Genomic DNA, 15,698 nt, shown 5'->3' with positions numbered 1-15,698 from the left:
GGCCGCGACCATTGGTCGACTGATCTTGAACAGCCTTAAGATATATCTTAAGTTATATCTTAACCAGAACGGAGAGGCCCAAAATGAGAGAGCATCATTCCCACCACCACGGCGACGGCCGCGACGGCTTCGAAAAACGCCCCGGCCGAGAACGCGGCGGCCGCGGCCCACGCGTGTTCGCCCCCGGCGACCTGAAGTTGCTGTTGCTGGCGTTGATCGCCGAACAGGCGTGCCACGGCTACGACTTAATCCGCCAGATCGAAGGCCTGTTCGACGGTGCCTACAGTCCCAGCCCCGGCGTGATCTACCCCACCCTGACCTTTCTTGAAGAAAGCGAATTGATCAGCGGCGACGCCGAAGGTGGAAAAAAACGCTACACCCTCACCGACGCCGGTCGTCTTTCTTTAGGTGAGCAGGCGATTGCACTGGAAGGCGTGCGCATGCGCATCGATGTCAGCAAACGCTCGCTGCGCGGCCATGATCGCCCGCCGGAAATCCACGAGGCGGTGCATAACCTGCGCCATGCCCTGCAACTGCACCATGGGCGCTGGAGCGCCGAAGAAATCACGCGCGTCGCCGCGTTGCTCAACAGCACCGCCCGGGCCATCGTCGACGGCCCGGCCGTTCAACCTGTCCAGGGGGAAACCCAATGAATACGCCCGTCATCCATCGCGTCACCCACGAAATCAAACGCCGTCGCCTCGACGTGCTACGGGTGGTCGATATCACCCCGCGCATGCGCCGCATCACCCTCGGCGGGCCTGAGCTGGCGGGGTTTGTCAGCCTGGGCAGTGACGATCACATCAAGCTGATGTTCCCGCAAAACGCCGCCGAGCAGGCCGCGCTGCAAAGCCCGACGTTCAGCATCAAGGGCGATGGCCCGCAGCCGGCGATGCGCGACTACACGCCACGGCGTTTCGACCTCAGCCTTGGCGAATTGGATATCGACTTCGTGCTGCACGGCGATGGCCCCGCCTCCACCTGGGCCGAACAGGCCCAAGTCGGCCAGCACCTGTACATCGGCGGCCCACGGGGCTCGATGATCGTGCCGGATATCTTCGACAGTTACCTGCTGATCGGCGACGAAACCGCCCTGCCCGCCATCGCCCGCCGCCTCGAAGAACTGCCGGCCGGGCGCAAGGTGCTGGCGGTGATTGAAATCGCCGATGCGGCCGAGCAACAGGCGCTGCACAGCGCGGCCGAGGTGGAAGTGATCTGGGTGCTACGCGGCCAGGTTGACCTGCTCGACACCGTGCGCACACTGACGTTGCCGAGCGGCGCGCTGTACACCTTTGTCGCGATGGAAACCAAGCTGTCGCGTCAGGTGCGTCGGGTGTTGCTGGACACGCACAAGGTCGATGAAGCGTTCCTCAAGGCCGTCGGTTATTGGCGTGCCGAGGGCAGTGAGGAAGAATGAGCCTGGTGCGGGTGTTACGGCACCCCCATCACCAATACCCCGCTGCCGCTGGTGGCGCCAGCGGCAGGTAGCGACCCCGCGCGCCGAACCAGAGAAAACGTCACATCGTCGCCCCCCACGCTGTTGGTAATGTGGGTCAGGAACGAACCGTTGACTGGAACCGCAGATCCCGCACGAATAAGGGCCGTGCCCACGTCCGGGTTGGACATCATCAGCAGGCGTGTGTCGAACGACGACGGGCTGCCTTTGTAGGAAATAGTTATCGGCGTGGTAATCCCGCCGTCCGGGCATGAGTAGGTAAGCCTGCGGTCGCTACGGATCGTCGTGGTCAACGGATCGGCGCCGATGGCCCGCTGGTGAACGTTGCCGAAATTGATCTCGATCGGGTTGTTATTGTTGATCGTGCAGGTTGACGGTGTGATGGTGAAGTTGTTGGCGGCGGTGTAGGTAACCGAGATCCTTGCCGTATTGGCGTTGTAGTTGTTCGTGGCGGTGAGACGCAGGATTCCCAGCGTATCCCCTACTCGAATATCGATCGGATTGGACGGATTGTTGCGCAGCAGAATATAGGGCGTGACATCGATCGGATAACCTCTCAGGTCGTCAGGCAGTGTGGCGAACCTTATTCCGTTCGGGATAGGGTTATTTCGGTACGTTCCATTGATTCGTAAACCAGCCCCTTCCTGGCTGAATTTGATACCCGGTACCCAGGGGGTCCCCGCCGAGCTACCCGTTGCCCAGTAGTCCCGCCGGGAAGACGGGCTCTGCGAGCCTCTGGAGAACCCACATTCAAGCCGTGCGCCTTCCATCATTATCCGTGTACGATCTGCGGCCAAGGTCACCGTAACAGGGACCCGTAGGGGGAGTTCCCCGACTATCTCTGTCCACTGTCCGCCATTCACACGGCATGTAGCGGCGCTTGCGATCGTACTGAAACCCATCAGGACGAACAGCGCCATCGCACTATAGAGTTGTTTCATTTTGATCTCTCTTGTTGCTCTACCCATGCATTGCCCCGCGAACATTCAGCCCACGCTTTAACGCCGCCCAGGGGAGAGTTGAGGCTTGTCTGAGGCGGTTACGGGTAGTCCAGCGTAAACGTCGAGGTCACTGTGAACAGGCCATGCCCGATGGTTTGATCCCTGATCGCATCCGGCTCACCCTGCACATAGGCCTTGAGTTCAATGACATTGTTGCCATTACTCAGCACCTGTTCATCGCTGACGGTATTGAGCGGCAATGGCTTGTTGCTCGGCGTCTCTAAACCGACGCCAATACCTGATGCACCGCTTCCACCGTCCAGCGCGAACAATCCAGGGAGCGCCATGTTTTCCCTACCGCCGAACGTGATGGTGACCGTGTTGCCAATCGTGGTGTCGCAATCCTCCAGGTGCAGTTTGAAACCCTTCCCCTGTGAGCGCGTGTTGATATAGAGGTGCTTGCTGGTAACGTCCCAGAGTTCCAAGGTGATGGCCTCGTCGCCAGGGCGGATCGTACAAGCCTCTTCAACCAGATTGCCCTTGAAACTCAGGTTGTCCGCCGCCTGCCCCGCCGGGATCAGGCCGAAGATCAACAGGCATGCCAGCCCGGCACATGCCCAGCCTTTATGAAGCATTTCATGTCGCATGGGCTCAACTCCTACTCGTATTCGGCCAATAGCGTGGCCACCGCCGTAAACCTTGCCGGGGCCAGAATGGCGCCCAGCGGTTTGACCGGTACGACTTCCAACACCGGCGGCGACGACAGGGTTATCTCCAGTGGCGTATTGAGTGGAAACGGCAGGTTATTCTGAAAAATCCGAATGCCCAGTTCAGGCACATTGGTCTGCACCGCCGAGCCGTCGAACACCGTGGGCGTGCCGTTCACACTCAACTTCAGCTCCCAAGGGAGCGTGGCAGGGCTGCAACTGATGGTGTAACCGAGCCCCCTGCGATATTTCACGCCATCGACTCGCTTGACGCCGACGTCCCCAAAGTCGACTTCGATGGTGTTGCCGCCATCGATCGTGCAAGGAGGAGGCTCGTTCAGCGTTCCGCTAAAGGTCAGGTTGGCCGAAGCACCACTGCAAAGGCCGATGGACCACCAGACGAGCAACGCTCGCGGTTGCCAAAATGTCATTGATCGTTCCTCTTCATTGGTAATCGACCACAAGGGTGGCGGTCGCATCAAATGCGCCTCCCGTCAGCGTGCTGCCCGCCCGTTTGACCGGCACCGCCTGCACCACCGGAAAGTTCGGATAGGTAAAATTCACCGCCGTATTCAGCGGCCAGTCAGCCCCGTTCACGAACAGCTTGACCCCAAGATCCGGTTTGCGGGTCACCAGCACACGATTGTCGAACGCAGCCCCCGAGCCCTTGAGTTCGAGGGTCAACGCGTTGCTGAAGGGGGAGTCGCACCTGACGGTGTAAGGCACGTCTCGACGATAATTGACCCCGTCCACCCGCGACGTCAGCAGGTCGTTCCCAAACGGCACATCGAGCGTACTGCCGTTGTTAATGACACAGGGCGGCGGCGCGATGATGACCGCGCGGATGGTCAGGCTGGTTTCAGCCTGCACGCCTTGGCCGACAGCCCACAGCAGGCTGCCAGCGATAAGAATGGCCCACGGGCCGGTTGAGGTTGCCATCACTCTGCCCCTACTCATAATTGAGCCTGAAATCCACCACGGCCCGAAACGCCCCACTGGTCAACGCCGCGGAAGTGCGCGTGGGTTGAACGTTCCAGGTCTGGACATTGCCGCCCAGGGGTAAAAACAACGGTTCGCCCCTGGCGCCCAACTGCACATCCCGCCCCAGTGCATCGGTCAATTGCAGGCCCATCCCGGTGACGCCTTGCACTTTGACCAACCGCGGATCATCAGCATCGGCGGGTGCGGAAAACGCCACCGACAGCACGGGTTGAAAGGCACTCCAGGTCAGGTTCCCGGTACGTTCACTGCGGATGCTGCCTGCGGTGCGGTGGCAATCGGTAAACCGCAGCTGAAACGCCACCGGTTTTGCCTGATCGCCGGGACGCTGCAACTGGCTGGTCGACACGGCGCCCAGGTCAACCGTTTGATGGAGTGAGGCCATCTCCAGGCTGCAGGGGGTTTCATGCATGGCCCCGGAAATGTTCAGCAGCCCATTCATGCCCTCGACATCCTCGGCCTGTGCGCCCCCCGCAAAGACCAGCAACAGGCCGCCCAAGACCTTCACATTGCGCGACTTCATGACGTTCTCCAGCAGCAGGCACTATTCATTAGGCGTCGATACTTGCGAGTTGACCTTGCAAGTATTGCCACCGCAGGTGAATGCCAGTACCGGACGCCCGCCGTAATCATTCACATAGGCCAAATAAGGCGTTGTGCCGAGTACGGTGGCCGTTGGCCCCAAGGTCAGCGTGCCTTTGGGCGGAACCATCAGGGGTTCGAAGCCCGGCACGGTTTTACCGTCCTTGGTGCTGCGTGCATCCACCAGGGTCACGTAGTAAGGCGTAGGGTTATTCACCTGGTAACGCTCGCCTTCGCGGGTAAGGGTCAGTTTTTCCTGCCACGGGTTGGATAAGTCTTGCTGGCTTGGCGCAATGGCTTGCGGCCGATAGAACAATTTAATCCGGGTCTGCAGCGCGATTTGCAGGGTGTTGGCCTTATCGCTGCGCGGCGGAATTTCCCGCAGGTTGAAGTAGTAGACCGTCTCTCGATCCTGCGGTAACGATTTGGCCGCCGGCAACGCCTGAACTTTCACCTGGCTTTGCTTCCCTGGCTCCAGGCGTTGAACCGGCGGGAGTACGATCAACGGCGAGGTGATTTTTTTGCCCGCCTCGTCCTCGATCCAGCCCTGAGCCAAATAGGGCAACTGGGTGTTGTTGTTGGTGATGTTCACGCTGGTGGCCTCTTTGCCACCATCAAAAATCACTCGGGTACGATCCAGGCCAACCGCCGCGTTGGCGCTCTGGCTCAAGCCCAGGGCCAGCAGCGTAAAGGCTTGGAGTGTGAGGCGCGTTTTGAGCATCATGAGGATGTGTTCTCCATATCGGTAGGCTTCCCGGTCAGCTTGGCTGGCTCGGGCAAGGATTGATCAGTGGCTACCCTGCGGCAGCCCAGTTGCAGGGCATGGGTCAAGCCATCGGCCGGCAAAACACCTGGCAGCGTGAGGACACATCGCTCGGCCCCACCCCAACTGACGATCATCTCTTCGCCGGGCTGAATACCGCTGAGGTAGACATTGCCGCCGTCATTCACAATCCCGGTGTCCTGCTGTTTGACGTTCTTCACCGTCGCGCCGAAGGGCGGGGAACTGCCATCCGGCAGGCGCAGAACGGCCATGGCCTTCTGGCCGGAAATCACGTCCAGGAATCGATATCCGATCGCCCCTTCGGTGAGCGTCAGTTGCGTGACGGATTGAGTGGCTTCGACATTGCTCGGCAAACTCTCCAGATCGACACTGGCCGCCGTGCGCTGATAGCTGCCGATATCGGAAATGACCGCTTTGCCGAAGGCGTTGCTGCGCGTCGGCGCGCCATAACCCCGCACAGGCACATCGGGCACACCGGCGGTATCGACCATCAGGCGCGTACCGCCCGTGCTGTTGGTACGATGCAATGCCGCACCGTGAGCGGTGAGTGTGCCGCCGCCACGCGCCGAGACACTGAGGCTGGTGTAATCGCCTTGTTGCTTACTGGCAGCGAGATCGATGTCTGCCTGGTCACCGATATGACTCAGATAACCACTGGCAGCGTTATCGCTGGCACTGAGCTGGTAGCTATTACGCTCATCGAGGCGATCACTGTAGCGCGTCGAAAAACTGTTCTTGCCTGCTGCCCTATTGGCATCCAGCGACAGCGTGCCGCTGCGCCCCAACGGCAGACTGACCGTCAGCGCCATGCCGTTATCCTTATAGTTGTACTCCTGAGTGCGATACATGTTCAGCGAAACGCTCAAGTTCTTGACGCTACCCACATTGAAGTAGCGTGACATCGACACGTTCCAACGCTGAGTGGCCGGGCGCTCCCAATATGTTTGTTTGTTGTAACTCAGGTAAACCGTGGCCCCCAGATCCCGAAACTGCTTATTCAGCGTGGCCGTATAAAGTGCCTTGCTGCCCCCAATCGGTTTCCAACTGCCGCTGTACTCACTTTCTTTGTCGAGCCCGGCGAGTTCGCCGTTTCTCCCGTAATGTCGAGCATCGAGGTATTCACTCATGCTCAAGTAGTTCTTCTCGGAAAAGCGATAACCGGCAAAGGTGACTTGGCTGTCGTATTCTTGAAACTTCTTGGAGTATTGAAGGCGGTAGGATTTCCCCGAGAGCGTCTCATTCCACACACTCGCGTGCGACTGAGTTGCATCCAGTGACACAGCACCGAACGCCAACAGGTCACGACCGGCACCGACCGACAGCGCACGGTAGTTGTTATCGGTTATACCGCCGCCATACAACGACCAGCCGTTACTGATGCCCCACGAAAACTCGCCACTGCCGAAGAAGTCACCATCACCGCCGTACTGAAGATTCGACGGTCGCCCGCTCGCCAGTTTGTAACGCACTTGTCCAGGCCGCGTCAGGTAGGGCACGCCTGCCGTATCGATCTGGAACGTGTGGACCGAACCATCCTGCTCTTCGACCCGCACATCGAGCCTGCCGCTCACGGCGTCATTCAGGTCCTGAATACGAAAAGGTCCGGCCGCGACCAGCGTTTCATACAGCACACGCCCCTGCTGGCTGATGATGACCCTTGCATTGGTCTTGGCGACCCCGACCACTTCAGGTGCGTAACCGCGCAAGTTGGGTGGCAGCTGACTTTCATCCGAGTTGAGTGCAGCACCGGTAAAACGGAAGCTGTCGAACAGCTCCGAATACAGGTAGTCCTCACCCAGTACCAGGCGCGCTTTGAGCGCAGGAATGGCGCGATAGGCATAGTAGCGGCTCCACTCCAGTGTCGGATGCCTGGCCGCCTGATCGCGGTCTCTGTCGACACGCCCCTGCCAGTCCGCCCGCAGGCGCCAGGCCCCGGCATTGGCGCCCACGGTGCCGTTGCCACTGAAGTTATGGCGGACACTGTCATTCTTTTGGTGACTGGCTTGCGCCGTCACGTTGTAGTCAACCAGCAACCCCGGCACCCCCTCGTCCCAGCGGGAGGGTGGGTCCCAGTTGATGGCGCTGTATTCAAGGTAGGCCTGGGGGAGGTTGATGCTCAGGGTGGAGGTGGCCAGATCGCCAGCGACTTCCATACCCGGCAAGCCTTGAATATCCAGACACTCCCCGCCTTTCCACCAAGTAAGCCCGGCAGCGCCGGAGGCCTTGAGGCCCAACTCCTCCACAAGCGCGCGCGACACACAGGCCTGACTGCCTTTGGGATCATCATCGGGGGGATAGAACGCCACCGATTGCTCAGAAATAGGCTGGCTATTGATCTGCACAACCATCGAGTAAGTGCCCGGCAGAATAAACCCACTGCGAGCAAACTGAGACAAGTCAATATTGGTGCGGTCAACGAGATCAAGAACATCGGTATTAAACTCGATATCCCCTGCACCCAATGCCGTTCCCACCGCTGACATCAACCCGCCAAACAGGCTTGGGCGGAGCGTTTTTTTGATCTTCGACGCATTCAACATGAAAACAACCCATCACTGTTCAAAAGTATTCCAACTTGAACCGCACCGCAGCAAGGTGAGCGCCAGGCACCAGCGGCAGTCCGTTTCCAATCAGGCGAAGCGTGTAGTGAAGTGTCATGTCACCTTCAGCCAACGGCAGCAGAGGCATCGGCTCACCCGGAACACTCTCTTGACCAGCCGCATCCCAGATATGAAGGGCAATCCCCTCTGAATCGCCGAAGGCAGCAAAGGAGCGACCGTTTCTATCGCGAGCCCCGTCAAAGGTCACTTGCAGATGCTGCCAATCCGGCAAACTGACGCCTGGCCGCGACGGGTCGGGGCGACTCAATGAGCAATTGACCAGACGCAATTGGAAGGGGTGTGGTTCGCCCATCGTATTTCGCAAGAGCCGACCTATGGGTTCGGGCGCCATCTCGATGGATTGATCGGCACTGACCAATTCCAGCCCGCAAGCTGAATCAATGATCTCCCCCCCCAACGTGACGACCCCGGCGCCTTGCGCAGGCTCCTGCGCGAACACGCTAGGGTTGATGAAAATCGTCAATGAAGAGGTGATAGCAAGGCGTATGAATGTATTCACCGTTTTCTCCCGCCAGCGTCCCCCGCCACCTTAAGTGGCGGGGGGAAAACTCACTGATAAGCCAAGGTGAAATTGGTTACCGCGCTGAAACTGCCAGGGACGATCGGGTCCGCAGCGGCGCCTTGTACATAGGCACCGAACTCCAGGGTGTTATCACCGACGACAATGGCCTGCGGAGCCGTAGGGACACCCAGCTCAACGAGTTTGTTGCCATGCGTCATCATGATGCCGATACCACCCGCACCGCCGACCGTGCCGATCGCGCCAGGCACAGCGCCCGAGGGTGCCCCGGTGAAGGTGGTCGTCACGGTGTTATCAGTGAGGCCAGTCAAATCGCAGCCTTCAAGTTCAATAAGCACACGTCGGGCCTCAGACTTGCCTCCGCTCTGCAACTGATGCTTTGCGATCGCCCCCAGGTGAACAGTCTGATCGACGGAGTCAGGCTTAATAGAGCAAGCACCCGAGTGGACCGACCCGATAAACGTAACCGTTCCATCCGCCGCATGAACCATGGACGCCGAACCCAGCAACAGCCCGACAGACAACAGTGCAGTTTTCATTTTGCTTTTCATTTTCCAGTACTCACACATTAATAATTTTCATTAAGACCCCCTGCAACAACAGTGCTACAGGACTTACTAAGCGAGCGACGAACAGGGTGTAGCGCCTGATTTATCTCGGTAAAAGTTTGGATCACGCGATTGTGCGTAAAACGGCTTTTCCAACTATTTGCATTGCTTAATCAGGATGTTGTTCGAAGCAGCGCAAGTTTCCCCCGTCGCCATTAAGAAGTAAGCCGTCCGATTCGCAAACGTGCGTAGCTTTGTTACACGCAGACACATAGGAAAATAATGGCAACTTGCCAAAACTTTAAAACCATCCGTAAGAAACAGACTACATGCAAGTTAATGAGCATCCATCAACTACAAACAGGTATGTAAGAACGGGATTACAAGCGTAGAAAAATAACAGCCTCTACCGGGCCAAACCCACTAACTAATTAAGACACGAGCGTGTAGAGGCAGCCGATTGTGCCTCGGCGAGTTAGTTATCGGTTTCGTGCGACCAGACGCTGATTCAGCGTCCATCCGTTGCCGCGCGGTGCGCTGTATACCTTCGTCACGATGGAAACCAAGCCAGGGGCGAGCGACGCGCAGAGAGCTGTCAGCGGCGGCGCATACGGCGGGTGGAGACTTAGGGGTGCAGAGGTTTGAGAGGGAAGGTGTTCGGGCAGGCGTGATCGCGGGCAAGCCCGCGCTTTTTTACTGTGCCCGCGTGAGCCATTTGTCCAAGCCCACCACCGCCAACGCGATCAGCACAAACCCCGTCAAAATCCCCCCGGCATTCACAAACACCTGTGGATAACCAAGGGTACCGACGTCGATGAACGGGTACTGGTACTGCCCGAGCAAATCCCCGCGCAGCAACACATAGGCGAAGTACGCCAGCGGGTACAACACCCACAGGCCAATGTGCTTGAACCGCAAGGCGCCCTTGGGCACGCAGCGCCACCAGTAGACGACAAACAGCAGCGGCATCACGTCGTGAAGCAATTCGTCGGCGATGAACTGGAACCCCTCGGGCTGCCACAAATGCCGTAGCAACACGTTATAGGCCAGGCTCACCAGCACAATGTTGACGGCAATCGCGCTGCTGACCCCGGGCGCCAGAAAATACCGCTTCACCGCTGAATCACGATGAACCACGGCATAACTCAGCACCACCGCCACCAGGGTGTTGGTCAGCACCGTAAAGAAGCTGAAGAAGTTGACCAGCCCGCCCAACAGACTGGCGCCTGTCGACCAGCGCGAATGGAAAATCAGGTACTGCTGAATCGCCAGCCCCACCCAACCGGCCAAGGCGGCCGCCGCTACACAGCGCTTCATAGGTTCAGTCCAGCGGACGTTTGGTGCGCATCAGTTTTACGTAGAGGCCTTCGACTTTCTCCCGCGCCCAAGGGGTCTTGCGCAGGAACGTGAGGCTCGACTTGATGCTGGGGTCGCTCTTGAAACAGCGCACATCAATGCGTTCGGCCAGACCGCTCCATTCGTAATGTTCCACCAGGGTGGTGAGGACGTGTTGCAGGGTCACGCCGTGGAGTGGGTCGTTGCTTGTCGCGGTCATGCCGGGCCTTTTGCAGTAAGTAGAAATACAGCCGGTCACTTTAGCACGAACAAAAAAGTTCCCGTTCTCAGTTAAAAAGTAATGTTATATTGTAACCATGAATTTCAGATCTTTAGTCGTTTTGCCAAGGAATGTGTTTGATGCCCTTCTCTTCTGTATGGCGCTTGTCCCCGCTTGCCGCCGCCCTGCTGATCTGCTCCGAAGCCCACGCCCTGGAGCTGCAACCCCAAGTCATTACCGGCAACCCGCTGGGCAGCGAACAACTCGCCTCGCCGACCACGGTACTGGAGGGCGATGACCTGACCCTGCAACAAAAAGGCAGCCTTGGTGAAACCCTGAATAAGCAGCCGGGTGTTTCATCGTCGTACTTTGGCCCCGGTGCCAGCCGCCCCATCATCCGTGGCCAGGATGGCGACCGCATTCGCATCCTGCGCAACGGCGTGGGCGCGCTGGATGCCTCGTCGCTGTCCTACGATCACGCAGTGCCGCTGGACCCGGTCAACGTCGACCGCATCGAAATCGTGCGCGGGCCGGCCGCGTTGTTGTATGGCGGCAGCGCCATCGGCGGCGTGGTCAATACCTTCGACAACCGCATCCCTACCGAGGCCATCGAAGGCATCCACGGTGCCGGTGAACTGCGCTACGGCGGCGCCGACACCACCCGCAGCAGCGCGGGCAAATTGGAAGCCGGCAACGGTACGTTCGCCTTACACCTGGATGCCAATGCGCGGGCCTTCAACGACCTGAAAATCCCCGGCCAGGCACGCAGCCGTCACGCCCCGGAAACCGAAGACGCCCCCGGCAAAAACGGTCGCCTGGGCAACAGCGACGGACGCCAGGATGGCGGTGCCGTGGGCGGTTCCTACACCTGGGACGACGGCTATGCTGGTTTGTCCTACAGCAATTACGACGCGAACTATGGCTCCCCGGCCGAGCAGGACGTACGCATCCGCATGAAGCAGGATCATTACGCCTTCGCGTCGGAAATCCGCAACTTGCAAGGCCCATTTACCTCGGTAAAACTCGACGCCGGCTACACCGACTACGAACACCGCGAAATCGAAGGCGGCGAAACCGGTACGATCTTCAAGAACAAAGGCTATGAAGCACGCGTCGAAGCACGCCACCAACCCATTGGTCCGTTCGACGGTGTGGTCGGCGCGCAAGTGACCCGCAACGAGTTCTCGGCCCTGGGTGAAGAAGCCTTTGTCCCGCAGACCAACACCAATGCCGGCGCGCTGTTCATCCTCGAAGAAATGCAGGCCACTGAACGCCTGAAACTCAGCCTCGGCGGACGCCTGGAACACACCAACGTCGACCCGGATGCCAAGGGCAACGCACGTTTTGCCGGTGCCGATAAATCCAACGATTTCACCGCCGGCAGCCTGTCTTCCGGTGCGGTCTACACCCTCACGCCGGTTTGGTCCCTGGCCGCAACCCTGGGCTACACCGAACGCGCACCGACGTTCTACGAGCTGTATGCCAATGGCGCCCACGTCGCCACCGGCACCTACGAGTTGGGCGATGCCAACCTCAAGAAAGAAAAAGCCGTGTCCAGCGACCTGGCGCTGCGCTTTGACAATGGCACTCACAAGGGCAGCTTCGGCATGTTCTACAGCCGCTTCTCCAACTACATCGGCCTGCTGGGCAGCGGTCGCACGCTGAACGATGAAGGCGAAGAAGACGCTGGCGGCATCCCCGAGTACACATACTCCGGCGTGCGCGCCCGTTTCGCTGGCTTCGAAGCCCAGGATCACTGGAAACTTGGCGAAAGCGCCTACGGCAAGTTCGCACTGGAACTGTCGGGCGACTACACCCGCGCCACCAACCTGGACACCGGCGAAGCCCTGCCGCGTATTGCACCGCTGCGCTTGAACAGCGGTTTGCTGTGGGAACTGGACCGCTGGCAGGCGCGCATCGACGTGGAACATGCCGCAGGCCAGGGCCGTGTGCCGGATAACGAGAGCGGCACCGATGGCTACACCACGTTGGGGGCAAGCGCGGGTTATCGCTTCAATGTCGGTGGCAGCCAGTGGCTGGCGTTTGTGAACGGTGAAAACTTGACCAATCAAACTGTGCGCTATGCCAGTTCGATCCTGCGCGATATTGCGCCGGCACCGGGTCGAAGCGTGCAGTTCGGCATTCGCACCACGTTCTAACTCACACCCTATGCCCCCTGTGGGAGCGGGCGTGCTCGCTCCCACATTGGTTTTGCAGCGACACTTGGTCACTGTTACCAATTCAGAAATGATGCATATCGCGATTCGTCCTTTCTCTCCAAGAAAACTCCCTTTATCCTTGCCCGCAATAATCTGAAACGTTTCACCTCCCGGTCGACCCCATCTTGCTGCTTCAAACCGCCTATCAAGACAGCGCTGTCTTACCCAGACCTGCGCCTGAGGATAAATCGCCCGCCTGTGGATAACCCTACTTATCCCCAGAAAAACCGAATTAACGCTGAACCAAGCCCGTGTCGAATCGTCATCTACAGTGAAGAAACACGGGGATACATAATTCCAACGTCACGGAGAAACACACTATGAGCACTGATGGTGCTTCAAGCCCAAGCCGCCTGCTGCCCAGGTTGCTAGGCGTCTTGCTGCTGATCATGGGCCTGGCCTTGTTGGCCGGGGGTATCAAGCTGACGATGCTTGGAGGGTCGCTGTACTACCTGCTGGCGGGTATCGGCATCACCCTGACCGGCGTCCTGCTGCTGGCCACCCGCCGCGCTGCACTGGGCCTGTATGCACTGGTGCTGTTCGCCAGCACCGTATGGGCCTTGTGGGAAGTCGGCCTGGATTGGTGGCAGTTGGTGCCGCGCCTGGCGCTGCTGTTCGCCCTGGGCATCGTCATGCTGCTTCCGTGGTTTCGCCGTCCGTTGCTGCGTGGCCAACCGGCCCCGCTGGGCACTGGCGCACTGAGTGTGGCCGTGGTGCTGGCAGGTGCTACCGCCCTGGCCAGCCAATTCACCAACCCAGGTGAAATGGTCAAGACCGGCCAACTGGACCGCGACGCAGTACCTGGCATGGCCAGTGCTGCGCCGTCCCAGGCTGAGGGTGACTGGAACTCCTACGGCCGTTCGGCCTACGGCGATCGCTACTCGCCACTGGCGCAGATCACCCCGGAAAACGCCCACAAGCTGGTGCCGGCGTGGACGTATCGCACCGGTGACATCCCTGGCCCGAACGATCCAGGCGAAACCACCGCGGAAAACACCCCGCTGAAAGTCAACGGCATGCTCTACGTGTGCACGCCACACAGCCAAGTGATTGCCCTGGACCCGGACACCGGCAAGGAAATCTGGCGCTTCGATCCGAAGATCAGCAGCATGGGTGCCGAGAACTTCAAGGGTTGGGCGCACATGACTTGCCGTGGCGTGTCGTACCACGATGACGCCGCCTACGCTTCCGAGCAGAGCCCAACCGGTAGCGCCAGCCCGTCTGCCGCACCGAATGCCTGCCCGAAACGCATCTTTGTACCGACGGCCGACACCCGCTTGATCGCCCTCAACGCCGACACCGGCAAGATGTGCGAAGACTTCGGCGACAAAGGCCAAGTCGACCTGCGCGCGAACATCGGGGGCTTCGCCCCAGGCGGTTACTACTCCACCTCGCCACCGGCCGTGACCAAGAACCTGGTCGTGATCGGCGGTCACGTGACCGATAACGTCTCCACCGACGAGCCGAGCGGCGTGATCCGTGCGTTCGACGTGCACACCGGCAAATTGGTGTGGAACTGGGACAGCGGCAACCCGGACGACACCACCCCGTTGGCCGAAGGCAAGACCTACACCCGCAACTCGCCGAACATGTGGTCCATGTTCGCCGTGGATGAAAAACTCGGCATGCTCTACCTGCCGATGGGCAACCAGATGCCCGACCAATACGGCGGCGACCGTACCGACGATTCCGAGAAATACGCTGCCGGCCTCACCGCCCTGGACATCGACACTGGCCACGTGAAGTGGACCTTCCAGTTCACTCACCACGACCTGTGGGACATGGACGTGGGCGGCCAGCCTTCGCTGATCGACATCAAGACCGAAGCCGGCGTGAAGCAGGCAGTGATGGCGTCGACCAAACAAGGCAGCATCTACGTGCTGGACCGCGCCACCGGCCAACCGGTCGTGCCGATCCACGAAGTGGCGGTACCGCAAGGCGCAGTGGCGGGCGACCGCACCTCCCCGACCCAACCGAAGTCCGACCTGAACTTCATGCCACCGCCGCTCAAAGAGCGTGACATGTGGGGCGTGACACCGTTCGACCAACTGCTGTGCCGGATTGATTTCAAATCCATGCGTTACGACGGTGCTTTCACGCCGCCTTCGCTGCAAGGTTCGATCGTTTACCCAGGCAACTTCGGCGTGTTCGACTGGGGTGGCATTTCCGTCGACCCGGTGCGCCAGATCGCCTTCGTGAACCCAAGCTACATGGCGTTCAAATCCAAGCTGATCCCGGCCGCCGACATCGCCAAGCAAGGCCCACGCGTCAGCGAAACCGAAGGCGTGCAGCCAAACAAAGGCGCGCCATACGGTGTGATCCTCGAAGCCATGTTGTCGCCAATGGGCCTGCCGTGCCAGGCGCCGGCATGGGGTTATGTAGCGGCGGTCGACCTGACCACCCACAAGACCATCTGGATGCACAAGAACGGCACCGTGCGTGACAGCGCGCCGGTTCCAATTCCGTTGACCATGGGCGTACCTAGCCTGGGCGGCACCTTCACCACCGCCGGTGGTGTTGCGTTCCTCAGCGGTACCCTCGACCAGTACCTGCGTGCCTATGATGTGAAAAACGGCAAGCAACTGTGGGAAGGCCGCCTGCCAGCAGGCGCGCAAACCACGCCGATGACCTACACCGGTAAAGACGGCAAGCAGTACGTGCTGGTCATGGCCGGCGGTCACGGCTCCCTGGGCACCAAACAGGGTGACTACGTGATGGCGTTCAAACTGCCGGAATAAGCGTCACCGGCGGTAAAACAAAGGCGGC

The 15,698-nt window shown here is 59.5% G+C and carries 15 protein-coding genes; 4 read left to right on the top strand and 11 right to left on the bottom strand.

Annotation, left to right across the window (positions count from 1 at the left end):
- The first annotated feature begins 83 nt into the window (after nt 1–83).
- Together BMZ57_RS08060 and BMZ57_RS08055 are read left to right on the top strand one after the other, a co-directional pair.
- Nucleotides 84–653, top strand: a complete 570-nt coding sequence (locus BMZ57_RS08060) for a PadR family transcriptional regulator (RefSeq protein WP_010212822.1) — start codon at nt 84–86, stop codon at nt 651–653.
- Nucleotides 650–1,417, top strand: coding sequence for a siderophore-interacting protein (locus BMZ57_RS08055; protein ID WP_042571710.1), 768 nt, complete (start codon nt 650–652; stop codon nt 1,415–1,417). Before BMZ57_RS08060 ends, BMZ57_RS08055 begins: the two co-directional genes overlap by 4 nt.
- 14 nt (nt 1,418–1,431) lie before the next feature.
- On the opposite strand, the gene BMZ57_RS08050 is transcribed toward BMZ57_RS08055, so the two are convergent.
- The 11 genes from BMZ57_RS08050 to BMZ57_RS08000 form a co-directional block, all read right to left on the bottom strand.
- Entirely contained in the window at nt 1,432–2,397 is a 966-nt protein-coding gene (locus BMZ57_RS08050) for a fimbrial protein (RefSeq protein ID WP_045791274.1), read from the bottom strand.
- Nucleotides 2,398–2,495: 98 nt separating this feature from the next.
- The gene (locus BMZ57_RS08045; RefSeq protein WP_021491808.1) at nt 2,496–3,044 is read right to left on the bottom strand and encodes a fimbrial protein; all 549 of its coding nucleotides are present in this window, start codon (nt 3,042–3,044) and stop codon (nt 2,496–2,498) included.
- An 11-nt stretch (nt 3,045–3,055) separates the two neighbouring features.
- Nucleotides 3,056–3,535: a fimbrial protein gene (locus BMZ57_RS08040; RefSeq protein ID WP_010212829.1), complete on the bottom strand. Its 480-nt coding sequence runs from the start codon at nt 3,533–3,535 to the stop codon at nt 3,056–3,058.
- 13 nt (nt 3,536–3,548) lie between these two features.
- Entirely contained in the window at nt 3,549–4,043 is a 495-nt protein-coding gene (locus tag BMZ57_RS08035) for a fimbrial protein (RefSeq protein ID WP_010212830.1), read from the bottom strand.
- Between the two features lie 10 nt (nt 4,044–4,053).
- Entirely contained in the window at nt 4,054–4,626 is a 573-nt protein-coding gene (locus BMZ57_RS08030; RefSeq protein ID WP_010212831.1) for a fimbrial protein, read from the bottom strand.
- A 21-nt stretch (nt 4,627–4,647) separates the two neighbouring features.
- Entirely contained in the window at nt 4,648–5,409 is a 762-nt protein-coding gene (locus BMZ57_RS08025; protein ID WP_010212832.1) for a fimbria/pilus periplasmic chaperone, read from the bottom strand.
- Nucleotides 5,406–8,009, bottom strand: a complete 2,604-nt coding sequence (locus BMZ57_RS08020) for an outer membrane usher protein (RefSeq protein ID WP_175439629.1) — start codon at nt 8,007–8,009, stop codon at nt 5,406–5,408. Before BMZ57_RS08020 ends, BMZ57_RS08025 begins: the two co-directional genes overlap by 4 nt.
- A 19-nt stretch (nt 8,010–8,028) precedes the next feature.
- Nucleotides 8,029–8,589 (bottom strand): fimbrial protein, encoded by a 561-nt coding sequence (locus BMZ57_RS08015; RefSeq protein ID WP_010212835.1) that lies wholly within the window; start codon nt 8,587–8,589, stop codon nt 8,029–8,031.
- Between the two features lie 50 nt (nt 8,590–8,639).
- The gene (locus BMZ57_RS08010; protein WP_032883091.1) at nt 8,640–9,149 is read right to left on the bottom strand and encodes a fimbrial protein; all 510 of its coding nucleotides are present in this window, start codon (nt 9,147–9,149) and stop codon (nt 8,640–8,642) included.
- Between the two features lie 702 nt (nt 9,150–9,851).
- The gene (locus BMZ57_RS08005) at nt 9,852–10,475 is read right to left on the bottom strand and encodes a Pr6Pr family membrane protein (protein WP_010212837.1); all 624 of its coding nucleotides are present in this window, start codon (nt 10,473–10,475) and stop codon (nt 9,852–9,854) included.
- 4 nt (nt 10,476–10,479) lie between these two features.
- Nucleotides 10,480–10,713, bottom strand: a complete 234-nt coding sequence (locus tag BMZ57_RS08000; protein ID WP_010212838.1) for a VF530 family protein — start codon at nt 10,711–10,713, stop codon at nt 10,480–10,482.
- A gap of 140 nt (nt 10,714–10,853) precedes the next feature.
- Between BMZ57_RS08000 and BMZ57_RS07995 the strand changes: the two genes are divergently transcribed.
- Together BMZ57_RS07995 and BMZ57_RS07990 are read left to right on the top strand one after the other, a co-directional pair.
- A complete protein-coding gene (locus BMZ57_RS07995; protein WP_044286686.1) occupies nt 10,854–12,872 on the top strand; it encodes a TonB-dependent receptor in 2,019 nt (672 codons plus the stop codon).
- Nucleotides 12,873–13,252: 380 nt separating this feature from the next.
- Nucleotides 13,253–15,670 carry a glucose/quinate/shikimate family membrane-bound PQQ-dependent dehydrogenase gene (locus BMZ57_RS07990; protein ID WP_029529234.1) on the top strand — a complete coding sequence of 806 codons (2,418 nt, stop codon included), beginning with the start codon at nt 13,253–13,255 and terminating at the stop codon, nt 15,668–15,670.
- The last annotated feature ends 28 nt before the right edge of the window (nt 15,671–15,698 follow it).

The organism is Pseudomonas simiae (genome assembly GCF_900111895.1).
In the GTDB taxonomy this organism is placed as follows: domain Bacteria; phylum Pseudomonadota; class Gammaproteobacteria; order Pseudomonadales; family Pseudomonadaceae; genus Aquipseudomonas; species Aquipseudomonas simiae.
Note: the sequence above shows the minus strand (reverse complement) of the source record. Positions and strands in the feature narration are given on the sequence as shown.

Excerpts from the sequence above, each read along its gene's own strand:
- BMZ57_RS08045 (WP_021491808.1), bottom strand. The coding sequence starts at position 3,044 with ATGCGACATGAAATGCTTCATAAAGGCTGGGCATGTGCCGGGCTGGCA.
- BMZ57_RS08005 (WP_010212837.1), bottom strand. The coding sequence starts at position 10,475 with ATGAAGCGCTGTGTAGCGGCGGCCGCCTTGGCCGGTTGGGTGGGGCTG.
- BMZ57_RS07990 (WP_029529234.1), top strand. The coding sequence starts at position 13,253 with ATGAGCACTGATGGTGCTTCAAGCCCAAGCCGCCTGCTGCCCAGGTTG.
- BMZ57_RS08055 (WP_042571710.1), top strand. The coding sequence starts at position 650 with ATGAATACGCCCGTCATCCATCGCGTCACCCACGAAATCAAACGCCGT.
- BMZ57_RS08040 (WP_010212829.1), bottom strand. The coding sequence starts at position 3,535 with ATGACATTTTGGCAACCGCGAGCGTTGCTCGTCTGGTGGTCCATCGGC.
- BMZ57_RS08020 (WP_175439629.1), bottom strand. The coding sequence starts at position 8,009 with ATGTTGAATGCGTCGAAGATCAAAAAAACGCTCCGCCCAAGCCTGTTT.
- BMZ57_RS08060 (WP_010212822.1), top strand. The coding sequence starts at position 84 with ATGAGAGAGCATCATTCCCACCACCACGGCGACGGCCGCGACGGCTTC.
- BMZ57_RS08050 (WP_045791274.1), bottom strand. The coding sequence starts at position 2,397 with ATGAAACAACTCTATAGTGCGATGGCGCTGTTCGTCCTGATGGGTTTC.
- BMZ57_RS08010 (WP_032883091.1), bottom strand. The coding sequence starts at position 9,149 with ATGAAAACTGCACTGTTGTCTGTCGGGCTGTTGCTGGGTTCGGCGTCC.
- BMZ57_RS08035 (WP_010212830.1), bottom strand. The coding sequence starts at position 4,043 with ATGGCAACCTCAACCGGCCCGTGGGCCATTCTTATCGCTGGCAGCCTG.
- BMZ57_RS08000 (WP_010212838.1), bottom strand. The coding sequence starts at position 10,713 with ATGACCGCGACAAGCAACGACCCACTCCACGGCGTGACCCTGCAACAC.
- BMZ57_RS08025 (WP_010212832.1), bottom strand. The coding sequence starts at position 5,409 with ATGATGCTCAAAACGCGCCTCACACTCCAAGCCTTTACGCTGCTGGCC.
- BMZ57_RS08030 (WP_010212831.1), bottom strand. The coding sequence starts at position 4,626 with ATGAAGTCGCGCAATGTGAAGGTCTTGGGCGGCCTGTTGCTGGTCTTT.
- BMZ57_RS07995 (WP_044286686.1), top strand. The coding sequence starts at position 10,854 with ATGCCCTTCTCTTCTGTATGGCGCTTGTCCCCGCTTGCCGCCGCCCTG.